Origin of the sequence: Winogradskyella vidalii, assembly GCF_013403955.1 — a bacterium.
Lineage (GTDB): Bacteria > Bacteroidota > Bacteroidia > Flavobacteriales > Flavobacteriaceae > Winogradskyella > Winogradskyella vidalii.
Genome location: NZ_JABFDG010000001.1, coordinates 1045220 through 1065570, shown reverse-complemented (window position 1 = coordinate 1065570; position 20351 = coordinate 1045220). Strand labels below are relative to the sequence as shown.

General features: G+C 31.4%; 19 protein-coding genes. All 19 read right to left on the bottom strand.

Annotation, left to right across the window (positions count from 1 at the left end):
• Positions 1–9 precede the first annotated feature (9 nt).
• The 19 genes from HM982_RS04425 to HM982_RS04335 all read right to left on the bottom strand — a co-directional run bounded on the left by HM982_RS04425 (position 10) and on the right by HM982_RS04335 (position 20346).
• Positions 10–453, bottom strand: a complete 444-nt coding sequence (locus HM982_RS04425) for an LbetaH domain-containing protein (protein ID WP_179351900.1) — start codon at positions 451–453, stop codon at positions 10–12.
• A gap of 145 nt (positions 454–598) precedes the next feature.
• Complete coding sequence (locus HM982_RS04420; RefSeq protein WP_179351899.1) at positions 599–1999, bottom strand: asparagine synthase-related protein; 1401 nt, start codon at positions 1997–1999, stop codon at positions 599–601.
• A 120-nt stretch (positions 2000–2119) separates the two neighbouring features.
• Positions 2120–3313 (bottom strand): glycosyltransferase family 4 protein, encoded by a 1194-nt coding sequence (locus HM982_RS04415; protein ID WP_179351898.1) that lies wholly within the window; start codon positions 3311–3313, stop codon positions 2120–2122.
• Between the two features lie 90 nt (positions 3314–3403).
• Positions 3404–4600 (bottom strand): glycosyltransferase family 4 protein, encoded by a 1197-nt coding sequence (locus HM982_RS04410; RefSeq protein WP_179351897.1) that lies wholly within the window; start codon positions 4598–4600, stop codon positions 3404–3406.
• Positions 4601–4652: 52 nt separating this feature from the next.
• The gene (locus HM982_RS04405; protein ID WP_179351896.1) at positions 4653–5684 is read right to left on the bottom strand and encodes a glycosyltransferase family 4 protein; all 1032 of its coding nucleotides are present in this window, start codon (positions 5682–5684) and stop codon (positions 4653–4655) included.
• Positions 5685–5691: 7 nt separating this feature from the next.
• Positions 5692–6819, bottom strand: a complete 1128-nt coding sequence (locus tag HM982_RS04400) for a glycosyltransferase (RefSeq protein ID WP_179351895.1) — start codon at positions 6817–6819, stop codon at positions 5692–5694.
• A complete protein-coding gene (locus HM982_RS04395; RefSeq protein WP_179351894.1) occupies positions 6820–7956 on the bottom strand; it encodes a glycosyltransferase family 4 protein in 1137 nt (378 codons plus the stop codon).
• 250 nt (positions 7957–8206) lie between these two features.
• Positions 8207–9142 (bottom strand): glycosyltransferase family 2 protein, encoded by a 936-nt coding sequence (locus HM982_RS04390; RefSeq protein ID WP_179351893.1) that lies wholly within the window; start codon positions 9140–9142, stop codon positions 8207–8209.
• 214 nt (positions 9143–9356) lie between these two features.
• Positions 9357–10295, bottom strand: coding sequence for a glycosyltransferase family 2 protein (locus HM982_RS04385; protein WP_179351892.1), 939 nt, complete (start codon positions 10293–10295; stop codon positions 9357–9359).
• A gap of 66 nt (positions 10296–10361) precedes the next feature.
• The gene (locus tag HM982_RS04380; RefSeq protein ID WP_179351891.1) at positions 10362–11297 is read right to left on the bottom strand and encodes a glycosyltransferase family 2 protein; all 936 of its coding nucleotides are present in this window, start codon (positions 11295–11297) and stop codon (positions 10362–10364) included.
• A gap of 303 nt (positions 11298–11600) precedes the next feature.
• Positions 11601–12557, bottom strand: coding sequence for a glycosyltransferase family 2 protein (locus tag HM982_RS04375; RefSeq protein ID WP_179351890.1), 957 nt, complete (start codon positions 12555–12557; stop codon positions 11601–11603).
• Positions 12558–12600: 43 nt separating this feature from the next.
• Positions 12601–13707 (bottom strand): glycosyltransferase family 4 protein, encoded by a 1107-nt coding sequence (locus HM982_RS04370; RefSeq protein ID WP_179351889.1) that lies wholly within the window; start codon positions 13705–13707, stop codon positions 12601–12603.
• A 3-nt stretch (positions 13708–13710) separates the two neighbouring features.
• The gene (locus HM982_RS04365) at positions 13711–14637 is read right to left on the bottom strand and encodes a glycosyltransferase family 2 protein (RefSeq protein ID WP_179351888.1); all 927 of its coding nucleotides are present in this window, start codon (positions 14635–14637) and stop codon (positions 13711–13713) included.
• A complete protein-coding gene (locus HM982_RS04360; protein WP_179351887.1) occupies positions 14634–15482 on the bottom strand; it encodes a glycosyltransferase in 849 nt (282 codons plus the stop codon). The genes HM982_RS04365 and HM982_RS04360 overlap by 4 nt, the downstream gene beginning before the upstream one ends.
• A 2-nt stretch (positions 15483–15484) precedes the next feature.
• Positions 15485–16192, bottom strand: coding sequence for a methyltransferase domain-containing protein (locus HM982_RS04355; protein WP_179351886.1), 708 nt, complete (start codon positions 16190–16192; stop codon positions 15485–15487).
• Positions 16189–17058: a sulfotransferase family protein gene (locus tag HM982_RS04350; RefSeq protein ID WP_179351885.1), complete on the bottom strand. Its 870-nt coding sequence runs from the start codon at positions 17056–17058 to the stop codon at positions 16189–16191. The genes HM982_RS04355 and HM982_RS04350 overlap by 4 nt, the downstream gene beginning before the upstream one ends.
• Before the next feature lie 2 nt (positions 17059–17060).
• On the bottom strand, positions 17061–18137 hold the full coding sequence (locus tag HM982_RS04345; RefSeq protein ID WP_179351884.1) for a DegT/DnrJ/EryC1/StrS family aminotransferase: 1077 nt from the start codon (positions 18135–18137) through the stop codon (positions 17061–17063).
• A 135-nt stretch (positions 18138–18272) separates the two neighbouring features.
• Positions 18273–19139, bottom strand: coding sequence for a sulfotransferase domain-containing protein (locus tag HM982_RS04340; protein ID WP_179351883.1), 867 nt, complete (start codon positions 19137–19139; stop codon positions 18273–18275).
• Complete coding sequence (locus HM982_RS04335; RefSeq protein WP_179351882.1) at positions 19132–20346, bottom strand: ABC transporter ATP-binding protein; 1215 nt, start codon at positions 20344–20346, stop codon at positions 19132–19134. Before HM982_RS04335 ends, HM982_RS04340 begins: the two co-directional genes overlap by 8 nt.
• Positions 20347–20351: the final 5 nt, after the last annotated feature.

Here is a 20351-nt window from a genome sequence, read left to right as displayed (position 1 = left end):
ACCTAAATCCTATAAAGTCTTTATTATTTTTGCAGGATTACCTGCTATGACACAATTTGAAGGAAAAGATTTTACAACAACCAATCCTGCTCCAATTACAACATTATCGCCTATTTCTATATCTCCTATGATAACAACTTGTGCACCTACCGTAACGTTATTACCTATAACAGGTAAGTATGAATTATCATTAGACTTATTGCCTATTGTTAGGCCATTTCTAAATTCAAAATTTCGACCAATAGATTTGGCATTAATTACCGAAGCGTACGGGTGAAAGCAAAATAAACCTCCCTTAATATTTGTGCTTTTAAATATTTTAAAGTTATAATCTTTAGAAAACATTTTTAACCACTTCGTTTTTGAAACACCTATTCTCCAAAAGAAAATAACAGCAAACTCAGGGTAATATAACATTAAGTGATTAAACTTTGTTTTTATTGAAGTGTCCATAGCGGTGCATCCTCGTTTTAAAAAACTGGTCTCAATATCTTCATGTATTAATCTATTATGCTCTACATACTTGTTATACATATGACGCAACTGTATTTTTTTATAGAGGATAAAAAAGAATCGTTTTGAAAAAATAAAGCTCAATTTATGCATGCCTATTGTTTAAGTGTTGATGTACGGCAAAAACTAAAAACATATTCATGGCATGAGATTTCTCGACAGTATTACCACTTTTAAAAGCGTTGTAACACTGATCTACTATAGACTTAGAAATCCAAGAATTAAATTCAGTGTTATATACATACGCTTCTAATTTCTTTTGATTATCATCTCCTAAAAATTGCAATTCCCAATTGCGTTCTATATACTTCTTTCCTAAAACTTCCTGAAAAACTCTTTCCAATTTATTAATCGTACGATAAGGCAAATTATAAGGTGTCTTATTTTTTGGATACGTATAAAGATTAAATGGCCTTTGGTCTTGCCAAGTAATTTTTGCAAGCTTAGGAGCGCGCTGTTTTATATACCCAATTTGCAACTGTCGTTTGGCCAAAAAGTCTTCAGGAACCGTACATATAAATTCGCACATACGTTTATCGTAATATGGTAAAGTTATGGGATGCTTACTAGCAAACACGGCTAAATTTATGGATGTCCAGCGTGGTGCCCAATACATACTTTTAAAAGCACGAATACGTGCATTAGCATTATTAAGAATTTCTATAGCAGAAAGTAGTGAAGTAATGCGCGTTTCAAAATAAGCGTCAAAATCTCCTGCTAAATTCCAATAACTCCAAAGTTGGTTCGCTAATGCTCTACCTCCTTTTTTAATCAGTTTTTTTTGAAGCACCTTAACCTGATCTTTCAATGGCAAATCGTCTCTAACTCCCATATCATCAAACAACACATCTCCCCAATGCCCTAATGAAAACACCTCACCCATAGTCTCAAACTCGTCAACTATGGCCATTTGTCGTGGTGCCGTAAAATCAGATTCACAACGATTTAATGTCGCTAAATCTTCCAACACATCCCATAAATAGCCTTTAGGAATGGTATAGGCTGTAAAGTCGAAATCACAAACTTCAGCAATCGCTTTTGCTATTTGAGTTTCTTTATAACCTCCCTGAAAATCATAACTATAACTATTTACAGACGCGTTTAGGTGCTGTAACGCTACAGCTTGTGTTCTACTATCTAAACCACCAGATAAAGGTAAAATCACTTTTTTTCCAACCGTTTGTTCTTCTATAATAGATTCGAACAGTGTTGTAAATTCTTGTAAAGTCGCGTCGAAATCACGGGTTTTATCGGGTGTATAATGCCATTCGAACCAAGGAATACTTTCCAAGAGATAACCATCATCTGAAATGGTATGTTGACATCCAGGTCGCAACACAACCTCATCTTTCCAATAGGTATCTGTATCTAAAAAAAAACCAATCGCTGCAAAAACACAAATAGCCTCTAAATTCAATTCATGTGGTGCGTTTACCTTAGCATATGTGGGTACAATAGGAATTATTGGTGTGGTGATTGTTTTCATAGTCTAATAGCACGACGAATATAATAATTTCAAAGGAAGGGTAATTTGATTTCATCAAAAAAATAAAAGCAGAAAGGTTTTTATCCAATGTCGAGTTCAACTTCAACTTCGAGTTCAGTTTCAACCACCAACTACCCCTTCATACATTCTCACAAATTTAGAAATGCTATCCTCAGCATTAAACTCCAGCTTTACAAACTGGTGGGCACGTTTTGTTATCGTATGCAATTCTAATTTGGAAGTTATACTTAAATCTATCACAGCGTCAGCCATTGCTTCTGCATCTCTAACGGGCACCAACCAACCCGTCTCTTTAGGAATTACCACTTCTGCCATCCCACCGCAATCTGTAGACACAACAGGTAAGCCAATCGCCATAGCTTCTAACACCACGTTAGCAATTCCCTCTTTTAAACTAGGCAGTAACATGCCGTGAAATTGCTGTAAAAACGAAATCAATTCTGTTTGAGCCATAGCCCCAACCAAAGCAACGTCATCGACTAAATTGAGCTGATGGCATTGAAATAATAAGGCTTCAGTAAATTCGTCAGGTCCTACAATGGTATACTGAATGTGATAACCTTTATGCTTTAATAGAGCTATAGTATCTAATGCTGTTTCGTAACCTTTAACCCAATGAAAACGCCCAACAGAAACCAATCGTATAGTTTTGTCTTGTACCGTTATGCAGGGCTTATAATGCTCAAAAAAGAAAGACGGAATAGGAGAATGAATAATTTGAATTGCATTAGCTGAAGCACCATATCGCTTAGCCTCTTCTCCAATAGCCTTAGAAACGGCGTGGAAGGCTATTATTTTTGGAAATTCCTGTTTATAAATTGTTGCAATTTGCAAATCGACTATAGGCGTATAATTAATATGAGCACCACGCAAACTCACGACAATCGGAACTCCAAATAAATCTTGTAACACCTTGTAGAACGCGATATCTTTAGCCCATTGAATATGCAATACATCAGGCTTATATAAGACCATCGGTAATAGTTTTGTAAACCGAATCCAGCGATCATAGCGTTTATTAAATTGAGAGGTATGTCGATATAATTTCACCGCATCTTTTGGCGATTTAATAACCAATTGCATTAGTCTATAACTACTGACAACGGCATTCTTTATATGAGTTTTTGGAGTGTTATAGACTGCAATACGATCAGATTCATACGCCACAGGAGTAGTTTGAACCCCAAATAAGTACACCTCATGAGTTTGAGACACGCCTTTAATTAAATGCTCTATAAAGGTGGTACTCGGTATGGTTCCTGAAAAAACAGCTATTTTAAGTCGGTTACCCATAGTTTAGTAATTGGTTCAAATAACACTAACGCGGACAAAGGTAAGTTATAAACATTAGAACTCAGAAACGTATTTCCTAATCCCTACAACCTAATACCTACGACCTAATTCCTCATAAAGCCGCAACATCTGGGCTATACTATGCTTTTCATGATAACGATTGTTTACAAAATCGAAAGCTTGCTGTATCATAAGACGCTTATCTTCCTCGGTAACTTCCATGCAATTAATCACAGCATCAGCTAAGGCTTTAGCATCTCTAACAGGGATCAACCAACCCGTTTTGTCAGGAATCACCACTTCTGCCATACCTCCACAATTTGTAGAAATTACAGGCAGTCCTATAGCCATAGCTTCCAATACCACATTGGCGATACCTTCACTTAAACTTGGCAATAGCAAAGCATCATACGTTTGCAAGTGCTCAAATAATGTGGTTTGAGGTAAACTGGGCTTGAAGGTAATATGATCTTGTAACCCCAATTGGTTGACTTGAAATATAAGATCTTCAGGAATCTTACCTGCTGCTATAATGGTGTAATGAACATCTACACCAGACTGAATAAGTTGCTGTACCGCTTGTATACCATATCGATACCCTTTAACCCAATGATAGCGTCCTACAGATACCAGCTGAAATGGTTTAACATCACGTTTTTCAAAAGGTTTATAATACGAGAAAGCAGCTGTTGGAATAGGAGTCGAAATCACATAAACACGCTCTGGACGGACATTAAAATTTGTAGCCTGATTCCCTAAATGTTCAGATATGGAATGTATAGCATCTACTTTAGGAAGGCAACGTTGATACCTCTTAAACACTTCCGGATTAATATAAGGTAAAATAGCTGCTTGTGAGCCTAACAGACTCACTATAATATGACAGGGATATGTCGATTTTAAAAACAACCAACGATCTATGCGGCTCGTCCATTGCAAATGAAAGATATCTGGCGCATATAATAACACGGGCACAAAACGTGAGAATCGAAGCCATTTAGTATACAAGGTAGCATAAGTTTTCGCTTCTTTTATGGCTAATGATAAGCGTTTAGGATGTTGAATACCTAACTTTATGGCGCGCCAAAGTGTCAACGGTATGTTTTTGTATAACGACGTGGGCGTATCTATAATTTTAATACGCTTAGAAGCATAACGTGTCTTTTTTTTAACCGTACCAAAAAGTAAGACGTCATGCTCTTTTGCCACTCCAGCAATGAGCGTTTCAATAAAGGTCGTATTCGGAATAAGTCCTGTGTATATGGCAATTTTAAGTGGTGGTTTCAAAAACTAATTTTATAAATTATAAAAAAATTAAGACGCATGTACTTTCATGTATTTAAAATAAAGACGCATGAAAATCATTTACGTCACTAGCCACAAATTTCCAATCTAAGGCTTCTCCCTTCATTCTACTTTTTTTACGCATTGTTTCTAAAAGACTTTCATTTAAAACAATTTTTATAGTGTGTTCTATTAAATCATCATAAGCGCCCAATTTTGTTAACACAGCATCTGTGCTTTTTAAGTATCCAGAATTCCCACCAACATCCGTGGTTATAATTGGTAATCCGCAAGCCAAACCTTCTAAAATAGAATTACAAGCAGTACTATCTAGTAAAGGTAAAAACAAAGCGGTAGCCTCTTGGTACTTTTTTAACAACATTGCATCATTAATTCCGCTAAAAACTTCCACGCAGCGATGTGGTAATACTTTATTCACATAAGCCTTATGAATAATCACATGTACTTTTAAATCTGGAATTGCTTCTGCTAACTTAGGTACACAATAATTTAAAGCCTCAAAATCGCGCATGTGCTGTCCTACAAATAACAATATAGGTTGATTATACGCTTCATGTAATGCAGGTACAAAAAACTGACTATCTACTCCATGAGGTATATACTTTACTTTCGGAATTTTAAAACGCTCTTTAATATAATTAACCTGATTTTCTCCAACACAAACAGCACCATCTAAACGACTTATATAATCAGTGTAATGAATTAGAGTATCTAAAGTTTTTGGTGGTTTATGAAACGACGCACAAAATCTAGTATTTTTAAATACGCTTCCATACCGTACAACGTATCGAATATCACGTTCACCATTTAAATAATGAACAGTTGTAGGCTCTTGTTTATCTCTGTTTTTTAATGATTTATAGAGCGCATATTCTTTAAAAACACTTCCTGCATCATATATACCGGCTTGCTTTTTAGCCATTTTAGCCCATTGTTTGGCCGCTATAAATGGTATATTTTGATCTCCATTTACCGAGGCAGAACCTTTATAGTAATCTACCAACCTACTATACCCCGAGTTTTTAGCATGGTGTTTTGATCTGTGATGTATAAATAGCGTATTCAATATTATTTTAATTTTTCAGTAGTGATTCCAAAAAAGTCTTAGGATTTACATATCTATCATAATATTTACGTGCATTTTCACCAAGTTCTTTTCTTTTATTTTCGTCAAGTACTAATTGTTTACAAAATTCAATCATCTCTTCATCTGAATTATAAAACATAACCTCAACATCATGTCTTATTTTAAATGGTAAATCATTATAAATTTGTTCTGCTATGATACATTTACCTTGAGACATAAACTCGGATAACGTCCAGCCTGTAGATTTTTTTAGACCTCTTGTATAAATACAAATGCCACAATTCTTCATTTCTTCCAAGAAGGCATGCTGATCACCAGATATATTTGAAATAATCTCGGGATATAACTTAACAGATAAACTATCCTCCATTAACCCGCCTTTAAATACATCTCCAAAACTGTTTTTTAAAATTTGTATCATATTAACCCTTTGTTCTGTCAAATTCTTGACATCTACATCTTTTGAATAGAATAACCTTTTTTGATAAAAAATATTATTATTTAAATTCAATGAAACTACTTCAAAATCACTAACCTTTCTTGTGTAAAAGAACCTTTTCAATTCTTTATAAACTAAAGGAAAAATTTTAATACCTCTACTAAAAACTGATCGATTTGGTTTGACATATTGTTTAAATCTAAATATCAAATAATTAAAACAAAGCTTTAAAGGCTCTGGACTCTCATTTGGTCTTACCATAAAAGGTAAACCCATTTTTTTAATTTTACTTTTCTTGCTGGTTGCTAACCTGTTAATAAACTTAGGATTATATGAACGCTTATAAACCACATCTGCAATTTTAAATGCATGTCTCGAAAAATAATAGCCCAAATCATTAAGATCAAATGCTAATCGAATTTTTTTATTAGAATGTAAAATAAAATCGACATAGGTTACTTTAGAAAACCAATGATCTGTATATCTAACTTTATCATTTAAAACATTTATTTGCCCTCTTTTATTAAGGTTTTTATTAGATATTTTAAATTCAATATTATTCTGTTTAGCAAATAGTAAAGTTGATGACAATATGTAACTAGAATGATTTAATTCTAAAGGAACATACCACACAATACACTTAATATCATTAATTCTTATACTATTAAATTTCATTTAAAATTTTTCTAATGCAAATTTAACTGAACTCTCTAAGCACTTTGCGGTATAATCTAAACTCCAATGATGCTTAACGTCTAACACAGCGCTAAGACACATGTCATCTAATACTTTCTTATTAATTAATAAATTATAAACCTCCTCACTATAATTAACGTCCTCACACAATAACCCTGTAACGTTATTGGTCACAATTTCATCAGGGCCACCTGAACCTCGAAATGCAACTACAGGTGTACCACAACCCATAGCTTCGACCATAACCATACCAAAAGACTCATGTTTACTAGGCATTAAAAGTAATGTTGCTTTTTGGTAGTAAGGTATTAAATCCTCCTGATTTAGCGCACCTTTAAAATGTATTTGAGATTCTAATCCTAGACTTCGTACTTTTTCTTGTAATTCTTTATGATATTCAGTATCACTTATAGGACCTATAATAGTCAAGTTTACTCCCCTTACTCCTTTTTTATTTAGATACGAGAGTGAATCTATAGCACACTCTATTTGCTTTAATCGCGAAATACGTCCCACATACAACAAACTAGATTTTTCTTTTACTTCAAAATAGGGTTTAAACAAGCTCGTATCTACACCTAATGGCATCACTTTTATTTCTAAATCCTTAAATCCATTTGTTTGTTTTAAAATATCTTTTTGAACCTGTGTATGTACAATAATATGATTGGCATTGTTATAATAACTTAAAACGTCTTTTGAGGTTCCCATATGCATACCGCCAATCATAGCGATATAAGGTTTATTTTGTTTTTTTAATAAAGCTGCCAATTTAAAACAATAGGCACTGCCATGTCCAGACATATTTATAATTGTAAGTGTTGAAGGCTTTACACTAGTGTATAAATAATTAAATAATGAATGTTGTTTTTTCCAAGCATGTCGCTTTTTTAAAATAGGACAACTAACTGGCCAAAAACGTTTTTTAACACCTTTTATCGTTTTGGTATAAGGAAAAAAAGAACCTGTAAAATAATCTATTGTGACACCAAAGCCTTTACTTTGTAAAATACGTAAGGCGTTTTCATGTGGTTTACTATGAAAATAGTATAAATCTGTAGATTCTAATCCAACAGATTTAGCAGAAAAAGGATGTAATATTGTGATTGTCCTCAATGTTTAATTAATTTCCTTTTAATACGCTTCTTTTAAATTTTTAAAATTAAGTATTTTTATTCTTCTATATTCTTGTGCATAATAAATATTAAAAACATTTTTAAAGCAATTTAATAAATGCTCTATTATTTTATGCGGTAGGGATAATGCACCTATATTTAAAACATAAAAAAGAAGTTCGGTATCACAGAAATTAACATCATAAAACGACATGATCTGTTTCACGTTTATAAAATCTAAATACATACAATCATCTTATTTTTCGCTTCATTTTATCAAACCCCTTTTGAAAAAACAAATTATAAAAGAAATAAAATGAAAACTCTATAAAATTAAGTATATATCCTTTTCTATAAAAATTATAATTTTTAAGAATACACATAATCTTTCTTTCTTTCATAAAACTCTTATACATTTTCCTAATAGTTCTATAGCACTCTAATTCAACAACCTTATTGCCTTTATAATATTCTAGATTTTGCTTAACAATATATAACTGTAAATTTGATTTATTAGCAACACCATTTAATGCTTTAGAAGATATACTATCTACGTTATTTTCTCTGTAACAATACAATTTAGCATCTAGCATACAATACTTCAAATGAGTTCTAAACAAGCGAATAAAAAAATCATAATCTTGAAATCTAACTAGTTCTTCATCAAACCGCACAGTTGTAAGTTTAGTTGTTTTAATTAATGGATCTGCTGTAACAATTGAATTTCTTGATAACACAAAATCTATATCAAAATTATTAGTCTCAAAACTTCTTATAAAATTTACTGTTGGAGTTAATTCTTCATATGATCTTGCGTGCATTGAAATTATTACATCTGCAGATTCTCTTAAAGCATAGTAAATTTTCACTTCTATGGCTTTAGTATCAAAATAATCATCAGAGTCTAAAAAATTCACATATTCCCCTTTACAAACCTCAAACCCATAATTACGAGCCGCATTACCTCCAGGCAAACGATCTGCTGGTCTATGATGATATTGAAACCTTGAATCTTTAACACAATAGCTGGCCATTAATTGGTCGGTACCATCCATACTACCATCATCAACCACAATACACTCCCAATTTTGGTAAGTCTGAGCCAACACAGAATCTAAAGTCTCTCCAATTAAATGGGCACGATTAAATGTAGGAATAATAATAGACACCAAAGGTTCTTTGGTCATGTTTCAATGTTTTAATAGCTGTGGGCTAAGATAGTAATTTTGTTTAGAGTTGGAAATTGAAAGCTGTTGGTTTTTAGTTTTCTGAAAATTACTATTTCCATTGGAAAAATGCCTTGTCACTAAAAAAAGTTGTATTGATAAGCTAACTCTTAGCTGAAAATTTAAATCCAACTTCTATTCTCTATGTTCTATGCTCTGTATTCTTTTTACTCCCTCACCTAAAAAACCAATACCCTCTTCCAAAACATTTATAAGAACATAGCCCTAAATAAGTTTTAATAACGCCTATATAATCTTGATGTGCTTTCTGAGTTTGTATTAAATCTTTTGCTAAACTCATTTTATATCTATCTTTTCTAGTAAATGCTAATTTTACAAAATGTTTTCGCCGGTCTAAAATAAATTGTCTTAAAACAGGAACACCTGATGGGTAATATTCAGCTAAAAGTTTTAAATGCTTAGTTCTAATTTTAAAATCAGCTTCTATTAAATCCAAGTTCAACTCTGACAATTGCTTTTGTAACGATTGCTCATGAATCCGATACTGTATTTGAGCAGTCTCTAAAAACACAATAGTAGGGTTTTGATATAGCATACGAAGATTAAAATCCCAATCCTGAATAATAGTTAATTTTTCATCAAACAATTGATTTTGCTGCAATAAAAAAGAACGTCTCCATGTAGGACCAATAGTGTAGAAGGCCACCTCGCCTACCAAATAAGCAGGAATTAACGGTAATTTATCAATTGTATTTTGCGCTGATAACGTACCTGTTTCCGAGTTAAAACGTTGCAATGGACTTACAACAACATCAGTCATAATTTCAAATGCAGAACTAATGGTTTGTAGCGCTTCAGGCAGATACAAATCATCACTATCAAACCAGTTCACATAGTCACCTTTACTCAATTCAAATCCATAATTCCGACAAGTATTTCCACCCTTAGGTCGATCTTTAGGTCTGTGGTGATATTGAATTCTGGAATCTTGTTGACAATAAGTAGCTAATAATAGGTCAGTTCCATCCGTACTACCATCATCTACAACAATACACTCCCAATTTTCATAGGTTTGTGCTAACACAGAATTTAGCGTTTCACCAATTAAATGGGAGCGGTTATATGTTGGTATAATGATAGAAACTAAAGGCAAGTGAATAATTTATTTTTTTTCAATTACAAAATACGAATATAATAGTTTAGATAAAAAACAGGCCTTTCAATCCTTTAAAAATAGATGCCTATAATTATAACCTAACTTAAGATATTTTAAACTAAAAAATAATAATAAAAAATAGACTCCGCGTAAACCATAAAAACTTAAGACTTCCTTTACAAATAGCTTTTTTGTAGCTACAAACACAGATTTAGTTTCATGGCAAACCCTTACACAATTATTCATCAAAAATTCTAAACTATCGTTATTGGCTATAGGCTTTAAGTCCAAATATGTAAACCAACTTGCTCTAAATCGTCCAACCTGTTTTTTGTAACCATTGTTTAATCTTGCGCGTATGGACGCATTATGATATCGTCTTAATGAAATAACCTCATCTATGAACTCTGTATTAGTAGAAAAATGAACCAATTTACTAAAGTAATTATATTCTTGTCCAGACTGTAAGTTTTCGTTAAAAGAAATAGATTTAGCGAGTGTAGCCTTTATACAAACATCTAAAGTTAACCAATTGATCTTCCGTGTAACATAATTATAGGCTGTAATAGGAATTGTATCGAATTGATAATAGGCATTGATACCCTCGTTACTGTAATTAAAATATTGTGTTTTAGTTAAGACATAATCACAGTCAAATTTCTGAATGGCATTGACCTTAACCTCTAAATGGTTTTCCGTCATTAAATCATCGCTATCAAAAAACACAATATAGTTTCCTTGTGCTTTATCTAGACCTATGTTTCTACAGGCATTAGCTCCTTTTGGCTTAGTATCTGGACGTTTATATAGTTTTATTCGGCTATCTTTTTCGGCGTATGATGTAATAACTTCAACCGTGGTGTCTGTACTTACATCATCTACAACCAAGCATTCCCAATTCAGATAACTTTGTTGCATAATAGAATCTAAGGTCTCGACAATTAAATGGGCACGGTTATATACTGGTATTATTATAGAAGCAAGTGGTTGTTTTGGCATAATTATAAATTACAGCACCAAGATACAAAGTCAGATGAAAATCAAGCGCAAAAAACAAAAAAAAGAGAAGTCCAAATTTAAAACAACCGAGAAAAAGAACCTAAAATTAAAAGAAGAATGACCAATACTAAAGTCCCAAGAGTCATGCATAATCAAAACCTGAAGTTTGCGTTATATGTCCTTTAAACAATTAATTATTCAGTTTTAAAGAATGAACACCTATTATTTTATTGATTTATAAGACTATAAGTCTAAAAAGATATAAGATAAAATATTTTTTAATAAAACGAATTTCACAAGTAATTACTCAATAGATACTTTTTTCAAAAGAGAACTCCCTCTTCCAAATACTGAGACCGTAATTATTACAATAAAACATTTAGTTTTCATATATATACTTAGTCCATTTTTTTTAAAAAAGTATTTAAATAACGGCTGCATATCTTTTAATAAATAACCATCAACTATTAGTTTTTTAAAAAGTTTTAAATTAAAGGAATTTAAATAATAAATTAAATCTTCCGACTCCTTTACTTTTTTAAGCTGAGACACCTTCAATCTTGCCTGTATATAATTCCAATAACGAAACGATCTATTCTCATCATTGGATATACTTTCGGAATGCTTTCTTAAATAAACTAGAGGGGTACTAATAACAAAATACGTTTCACAATGACTCAACACCCTACTATGAAACTCCCATTCTTGTCCTGCCCTTAATTCCTCATCAAACAGATGACTTAAACGATTTAAAAAATCCTTCTTCCATAAAGGTGCTTGTGTTAACCAACGTATTTCAGTTTTTACATAATCTTCAAAACAGTTTTCTGAAACTATTTTAGGGTGCCTTAAACCGAGAGTATTTTCAATTGTAGTTTTAAAAACTAAAGTTTGACAAACACAAAAATTAAAATCACTTGCTTTCAATGCCGCAACTTGAACTTCCAATTTGTCAAGCGCCATTAAATCATCACTATCAAACCAATTTATATACTCACCCTTACTAATTTCAAATCCATAATTTCGAGCCGCATTACCGCCTGGCAAGCGATCTTTTGGCCGTTGATGATATCGAAATCTCAAATCCTTTGCACAGTAATCTTCAAGAACTTCTTTGGTATGATCTGTACTACCATCATCTACAACAATACACTCCCAATTCTCATAGGTTTGTGCCAATATAGAATCTAAAGTTTCACCTATTAAAAAAGCCCGGTTGTAAGTAGGAATAATAATGGATATTAATGGAAGTTTAGACATGGACAAAAATTAAAGAGGCAATATACAAGGCCTTTTTTACTAATCAATTAACTTCAATAACATCTTCTAAAATATTTTGGAGATTCTGAATATGTTTATCTATACTAAAATGCTCTAAAATATGTTGTTTTCCTGCTTCACCCATTTGTTGAGCATAGTCTTTATCTTCCAATATTTTCAGCATATTTTTAGCCATAGAATCAACATCATGCTCATCACATAATAAGCCCGTTTTCCCATGCTCAATAACATCCGGAATTCCTGCATGCCTAGTCGCAATTACCGGTAATCCTGCTACACTAGCTTCTAAAACAGCCAATGGAGTTCCTTCCATATCCCCATTTTCGGCAGTTATAGAGTGTTGAACGAAAGCTAATGATTCTTTTAATATCTCCCTAAACTCAATAGCAGTAATAACACCTAAGAATTGTACATTATTTTCTAACTGATATTGTTTTACTAAATTTTTACACATATTTATTAAAACACCATTTCCAGCCAACAATAATTTAGCATCAGAATGTTTATCAACTACAGTTTTAAAAGCCATTATAGTGTAATAAGGCGCTTTTTTATCAGCAAAACGCCCTATACCTATAAACTGTTTTTTTGAAAACATTGGTTTTACATTTTCAAATTCCACTTGTGGCCCATAAACATTATATATTAATTTTTCTTTAGGGCACCCAATATCTAATAACATTTGCTCCATTTTCTTGGACACAGCGATTACCTTTGTCGCACAATTGAAAACATCTTTATAATTATTCGATTTTTTTATAACGTGATGAACACTTGCGTCATAACCATGAAAATGCACCACAATTGGCAAGTTGCTAGCCTTTAGTAAATCTATTAAATCATAGGCATATGTACCAAATTCTACTAAAACCACATTAATTGCATTCTTCTTTAATGCTGACAATAATGATTGCTCCTTAATATAAGAGAATGGATACTTCTTTATCTTGCGTATAAAACGAAAACGCCATAGGTCTATCTTTGATACCAAAAAATTATAACCTTCTAATCTGATATACTTTTTAGGTCCATAAAAATAAAACACATTATCTTTTAAATAATTTTTATGTGCTTGTATAAAGGTTTCCGAATAGGGATTTTGACTGGGTGAAAATATGGCGATGTTCATTATTTAATTCTTTTTAAGCTTAAAACGTATAAATTGAAATGCTAACAGCAACTTATTTGCAAAACCATGATGTAGCATATAAAACTCACGTTTAAATAAATCTCCTTTTGCATGAAGCTTAAACCATTTTTTATACATTTTTTTATTTGCTGTCTGATTTACAATAGATTCGTTTCCTTTTAAATAATTTCGGATTACAGACTCCTCAAAAATCCTGCGCTTTTTTTTGTCTATATTTTGATGATTTCGACTGACTTGAGCATGGTGCCTAAAAAAGTTTAAATTTTTATTTACAAACGTGATGTTGGTTTCACTAGCTAACTGTATCCAAAACAACCAATCTCCACACATTTTCATAGTTAACAATTGCGTACTAAAACAATTAGAACTTAGTAATTCCTTTTTAAAAACAACAGCACTTGCATTAGGAATGACATTTTTAACACTGAGATATTTAGATATAAAATCAATACCATTTAAAGTAAAATCACCTGTCCAAATATTAGGCTTAAAAGTTGCTGTGTAGTCTATACGATTAGAGAGCTTTTTCCCTTCTGTATCTACATCTACACTTTGAACATAAGCTATTCCCGATGCTTTGTTTAAAGAAATTAAACAAATTTCTAAAAAATCTAACGCACAATAATCATCACTCTCAGCAATCCAGATATAGTCACCTTTAGCTAAATCAATACCTTTTTTCCATTGCTTAAAAGGACTTCTTGAATTCTCTGTATTAATTACAACACAACTTACTTTTGGATGATTTTTATTCGCTTTTAAAAGATTAGCACTTTCATCTGTAGACGCATCATCTAATAAAATCACTTCAAAATCTTGAAACGTCTGATTGAATACAGAATCTAAACGCTGCTGTAAAAATGCAGCATGATTGTAGTTAGGGATAATAATGGAAACTTTAGGCTTCATTTAAATAATTTTCTATAAACTTTTTTTAAAAAAATTTTCGAATTAAATTTTGAGATACCTAAACGAGATTGTAAAATTTGTATCGCTGAACTTGACAAATTCTTTTTAAGATTTCTGTATATTAACCTTACAGTTTCTTGAGTATGTTTTTTTCTAATTTCAATTGACTTGTTAGACCATATACTTGCATTATGAAGTCTATAAACTGCCATTTCTTCCTCTATTTTTTTTATTTTCCCTTCTTTTATTGCAATCATATATAACGCCCAATCACCAATTGTGACTTTATTAAACCATTGTGGTATTCTAAAATTATTACGCAATACCACAGAAGGTGTATGCATATAATTACCCTTAGCTAGATTAACTACAGTTGTCGTTAAGTCAACTTTTCTTGTAATACTATCTTTAACAAAAGTCCTTGAATCTTCATCAAATAATTTAACAGAGTGAAAACAAATATTATATTCCAAATTCCCTTCCAAAAAATCAACTTGTTTTTGCAATTTTAAGGGATCTGTCCAATAATCATCGCCATCACACAATGCTATGTATTTTCCTTGACAATTATCTACAATATTTTTAAAATTGTAAAGTCTTCCTAACTTTTGTCTTACTTTCCAATAGTCACCACCTATTGGTCTGTCTAAAATGTTAATATGTATGTTTTCTGTATCACAGTAAGATTTTATAATATCTAAAGTATTATCGGTTGAAAAGTCATCACCTACAACAATTTCCACTTTAAAATTGGTTTGTTGCATTAAAATACTTTCAATAGCCTCTCTTATGTAAGGCTCATTATTATAAACCATAAAGCGAACACTAACTAAGGGTTCCGACATGCTTAGAGTGGTTTTCTTATTTTATATACTAGTTGTCCTTCAAAAAAAGTAGATTTTGTTTCTCCAGTACTATAATCAATATATTTATTTTCTTCTAAAATTAAATCTGTTTCCTTAATATAGTCATAAATATCAAAAGGAGAATGAATGTATACTTTTGTTTGATTTGGCTGCTCTCCTAAAGTATACCACCCAGCATCTTTAATATTTAAATTATCATTTTTTATATTCTGTTCTACATTATTGTAACCATAATGGCTGATATTATACCTATTATTAACATCAAAAATAAAAACACCACCAGGCTCAAGTAATAAACTCACTTTTTTAAATAATTCTATTCTTGCTTCTTTGGTTTCAAAATGTCCGATTACATTCCATAAGCAAGTAATAAGATTAAATTTAGTCGTACTATTAAAATCAAAAATTGATTCATTAAACACTCTAACCCCCTCTAAACTGCTCACATTTTCAAGCATTTTTGAACTATTATCAATTAAAAAAACTTCTTTTTTTACAGCAATGTTTTGAGCTATTTTTAATGATCGTCTTCCGTCTCCGGCTCCAATATCTAGATAGTTATAAATAACATCTCCGTTTACACTTTTTACTATATAATCATCTATTGCTGTTAAATATTTTTTTCTGCTATTTGACTCAGACTGATAAGAATTCGCTAAGTGATCATAGTATGCTTTTGAATCTTTCATAAATAGTGATATTTAGACAAGGTTGATTTTGCTAAATTATTAAAAATTTCTATTTCCTTGTTAGAAAGCTCCTGTTTGTACTTGCCGACATTTTTGGCATCAGGAGGTTTCGTTAACTTTTCTTTCCAATCAAAAAAAGCTTCAGGTTCAATCTCCTTTTTTGGCTTTTTGTAATACTCCATTTGAGCAATTGTTGGCTTTAAATCAATTTTACGTAATATCTTAGTTAACGTATTTTTAGTATTATTGATTAAATCTTCATAATGTATTACAATCTTATTTTCTGTTTTAATATTATTCAGAAACAACTCAATGGCTTCAATATTTTTAGACCAATCTTGTGCAATTACCTCTATTTCGCTAGGAAGTTTTGGAGCATATTTAGAAACTGAATGTTTTTTACTTAGCTCTTTATAAGAGCATGCAATATCCCGACCATCTCTAATAATATGAATATAAAAGGCGTGCGAATAATATTTATTAATTGCTGAAAGCTTTTCAATCCATAAACTATTTTTATCACCCCAAAATTTTATGTCTTTATCTTTGAGAAAGGCATAATATCCATAAATTAAACTGGTAAGATGTGCATATGATTTAATTTGTTTTTGCTCTAGATAAAATTTCAGCTTTTCTATATTAAAAGACCAAGTTTCAAATTTTGTGGAAGCAAATAAATCGTTTAAATAATCATCTAACATATTTATTTCCCAATCTCCATATTTATCTTCTAACCAAAGGAAAAAATGAGATTCTGGAGGAATACATATATCTGTATGTGTATCTAACATCAATCGTAACAAGGATGTACCTGATCTAGGGTTTCCAAGAATGAAGATAGGTTGATCGTTAAAATTATTGGACATTGTTATTTAACTATTTTTTTTATTAAACCAGTGATTATATTAACTTGAGGAATAGACAAACCATTATATATTGGCAAACATAATACACGTTTGGAAATATCATCCGAAATTGGCATTTCTGTTTGATCTATATAATTTAATGTATTTAATGATGGATAGAAATAACGCCTGGTATTTATATTGTGTTCTTTTAATAAGCCTATTAGTTTTAACAATATAGTTTCATCTTTTAAAATAATAGGATAATAACTACTGTTCCAAACAGTATCTTCACGAATCGTTAAAGTTCTTAGATTTAAATTTCTAAGTTCAGCATTGTAAGTATTAACAATGTTTTCTCTTTCTTCTATTAATTTCTTCACATAAGGTAGAACTGCTAATCCCATTGCTGCATGTAACTCGCTCATTTTAGCATTAATACCTACATCAAAGAATTCTGCCTCACCACAATGACCAAAATTATGGTAGTAAAACATTTTTTTATTTAATTCTGCACTCTTCGTAATCCAGCAACCTCCTTCACCTGTATGAAACAATTTGGTAGCATGAAAACTGCAAGTACTCACATCTCCATAGTTAAAAATCGATTCTCCCTTATAATTTACTCCAAAGCAATGCGCAGCATCATAAATTACCTTTAGTTTATGCTTTTTAGCAATTGCTTCAATTACTTCAACATGACAAGGATTGCCAAAAACATGAGTCGCAAGAATTGCTGACGTATTAGCTGAAATCGCTGCTTCTATTTTTGTTTCATCAATAGTTAAATACTCTGGATGAATATCAACAAATACAGGTTTACAGCCTTCCCATACAATACTACTAGTAGTAGCAACATAACTAAAAGGGGTCGTAATAATTTCTCCTGTAAGTCCAAGTGATTTTATGGCAATTTGTAATGGCAAAGTTCCATTAGCTGTTAATGTTAGATTATTAAGTCCTAAATAATTTTTTAATTGATGTTCAAGCTCTAAAACTAATTCCCCTCTATTGGTTAACCAATGCTTATCCCAAGCTTTTTTTAAAAAAGTCTGATATTCAGCTTGAGGAGGCAAAAAGGTTTTGGTAACATTTATCATAAATTTTGTTTCGAATAAAATTTGCTTATTATATTTATTGATTTAATTTAGACTCAATACTGCACTCAAACTATTAAGACGATACTTTATGGCATTTCAAAATCAATTCTATCATTAAGATATAAAGTTTTGATTTTACCAATCGAATCTTTGATTAATTAATTTAAATAATTTTTCATTATAAGGTTTATAAAAATCAATCAACCTCTTTTGATTATCATCTTTAATTGAGTTTTCATATGTGCGAGTGTGAACATCTTTTAATTGGTCATCTTTTATTTGTAAGCCAGATAATCCTAATGCATTCAATATTTTATTGGTCACTTCAACCTTATTATTTCTAAAATAATTAGATTCAAACACCATAACATTATTTACCCCAAAACAGTCTAAATAAGCTTTAACTTGATCGACATACACACCTCTTCTTAAAATATTAGGATAAATCCCATTGGTCTCACTATTATTTAACTCCCTATCTACAAATTCATCAAATGAAATAAAGGGTTTTGAATCAATTAATTTCTTAAATTTTTTTTCATTACTAATAGATATATTATTTGCTATTAATTTCTTTTTATTTTCAATATTTAATTCTGAAAACTGCTTATACATATTCCAAGCAGAAAAAGCTCTAGAAGTAGGTTCTCGTAATAAAATAACAATTTTTGAATTAGGGTTATAGTTGTGAATTTTTTTAGCAATCTCATTATCCATTAAATATTGAGGCGTTGAATCAATTCTTATGGGATCATGTTTATAACATAAAACAGGCTTAAATTTAGAGTGATAAAACGTTGTTCCTTGCTCAAAATTCTCTTGATAATTAAAGAAGTTCAGTTCTTTTTGAACTCCTCCTTGAATCTCTTTATGCTTAATCAAATAATTGTGTAATGCTGAAGTACCAGCCTTTTGTGCGCCCACTAAAAACAAGGAAACTTTCGCCTCTTTTTTTTTTGGTATAATTCTTTTTATCGTTTGTTTTAGAATCTTTTTATTCATAACGTACTTTTAATAAAAATGGTTGCCAAACTTCTTTTTCATGTAGTACTTGAAAAGTTAAAACATTATTGATTCGTAACATCGGAGAACCTAGCCTTTGAGCAACAGACAAATTAATAGAATAAATACCTTTCGATAATTGTAAATTATTAACAGTTATTGAAAAATTTAATTCATTGTTCTTTATTTCTATATTATCTCTTATTGTATTTTGTTCCAATAATGCAACTGGACGCTGTTCTTTATCAAAGAGAATAATATTAAAAACAGGGACTTCATTTATATCTGTTAAAATAAAATTTAAATTTAGCTTCATGTTTTCTCCCCAAAGTATTTGAGGGATTTCATTAAGCAATGTAGCATTCGCAAACTCAATTTTCTTTAAAGCCAAACGACCATCATCAAAAACAATATTAGTATCATTACTGGTGAATCGATTATAATATAAATCAATAGCCTTACTTACATCTTCCCCTTGAAACTGAGCACAGCCTTGTTCCATCAAAATTATTTGAGAACAAATACGCGATATCATTGGCATACTGTGACTCACAAAAATAATTGCTGTATTGGGTAAAATAGTATCTATGGTTTTAAAACATTTTAGAACAAAGCCTAAATCTCCTACTGCCAAGACCTCATCTATAATCAACACATCGGGTTCCATCTGTGCAGCAACAGCAAAACCTAAGCGCACTTTCATACCAGAACTGTAATGTTGTACAGGCATGTCTATAAACTCTTCAAGCTCTGCAAAAGCAATAATTTCGGCTAGTTTACTATCTATCTCTTTTCGGCTAAACCCTAAAATGGCACCATTATTATAAATATTTTCTCGTCCGCTTAAAATAGGGTTAAAACCAGCACCCAATTCTATAAGTGCACCAACACGGCCTTTAATGGTTATTTTTCCGGCATCTGGGTTAATAAGCCCATTAAGTATTTTTAATAAGGTACTTTTACCAGCCCCATTATGCCCAATTAAGCCTAAACATTCACCTCGTCTCAACTCAAAACTAATATCTTTAACCGCCCAAAACTCTTTTGGCCGCAATAATCGGTCTTCACTAGAGCCAGAGACACCACTCACCAAATCTTTTAGTCCATACCAAAGGCTAGTTTTAAGGTCCTTGCAAAACTTTTTGCTCAACCCCTCTACCTTTACTAAGACGTCATCATCAGCTACTATTTCATTTTTATCAGACATGTAAT

Coding starts and splice junctions, on each gene's coding strand:
- HM982_RS04425 (WP_179351900.1), bottom strand. CDS start 453: ATGGACACTTCAATAAAAACAAAGTTTAATCACTTAATGTTATATTAC.
- HM982_RS04420 (WP_179351899.1), bottom strand. CDS start 1,999: ATGAAAACAATCACCACACCAATAATTCCTATTGTACCCACATATGCT.
- HM982_RS04415 (WP_179351898.1), bottom strand. CDS start 3,313: ATGGGTAACCGACTTAAAATAGCTGTTTTTTCAGGAACCATACCGAGT.
- HM982_RS04400 (WP_179351895.1), bottom strand. CDS start 6,819: ATGAAATTTAATAGTATAAGAATTAATGATATTAAGTGTATTGTGTGG.
- HM982_RS04390 (WP_179351893.1), bottom strand. CDS start 9,142: ATGACCAAAGAACCTTTGGTGTCTATTATTATTCCTACATTTAATCGT.
- HM982_RS04380 (WP_179351891.1), bottom strand. CDS start 11,297: ATGCCAAAACAACCACTTGCTTCTATAATAATACCAGTATATAACCGT.
- HM982_RS04375 (WP_179351890.1), bottom strand. CDS start 12,557: ATGTCTAAACTTCCATTAATATCCATTATTATTCCTACTTACAACCGG.
- HM982_RS04370 (WP_179351889.1), bottom strand. CDS start 13,707: ATGAACATCGCCATATTTTCACCCAGTCAAAATCCCTATTCGGAAACC.
- HM982_RS04365 (WP_179351888.1), bottom strand. CDS start 14,637: ATGAAGCCTAAAGTTTCCATTATTATCCCTAACTACAATCATGCTGCA.
- HM982_RS04360 (WP_179351887.1), bottom strand. CDS start 15,482: ATGTCGGAACCCTTAGTTAGTGTTCGCTTTATGGTTTATAATAATGAG.
- HM982_RS04355 (WP_179351886.1), bottom strand. CDS start 16,192: ATGAAAGATTCAAAAGCATACTATGATCACTTAGCGAATTCTTATCAG.
- HM982_RS04350 (WP_179351885.1), bottom strand. CDS start 17,058: ATGTCCAATAATTTTAACGATCAACCTATCTTCATTCTTGGAAACCCT.
- HM982_RS04345 (WP_179351884.1), bottom strand. CDS start 18,137: ATGATAAATGTTACCAAAACCTTTTTGCCTCCTCAAGCTGAATATCAG.
- HM982_RS04340 (WP_179351883.1), bottom strand. CDS start 19,139: ATGAATAAAAAGATTCTAAAACAAACGATAAAAAGAATTATACCAAAA.
- HM982_RS04335 (WP_179351882.1), bottom strand. CDS start 20,346: ATGTCTGATAAAAATGAAATAGTAGCTGATGATGACGTCTTAGTAAAG.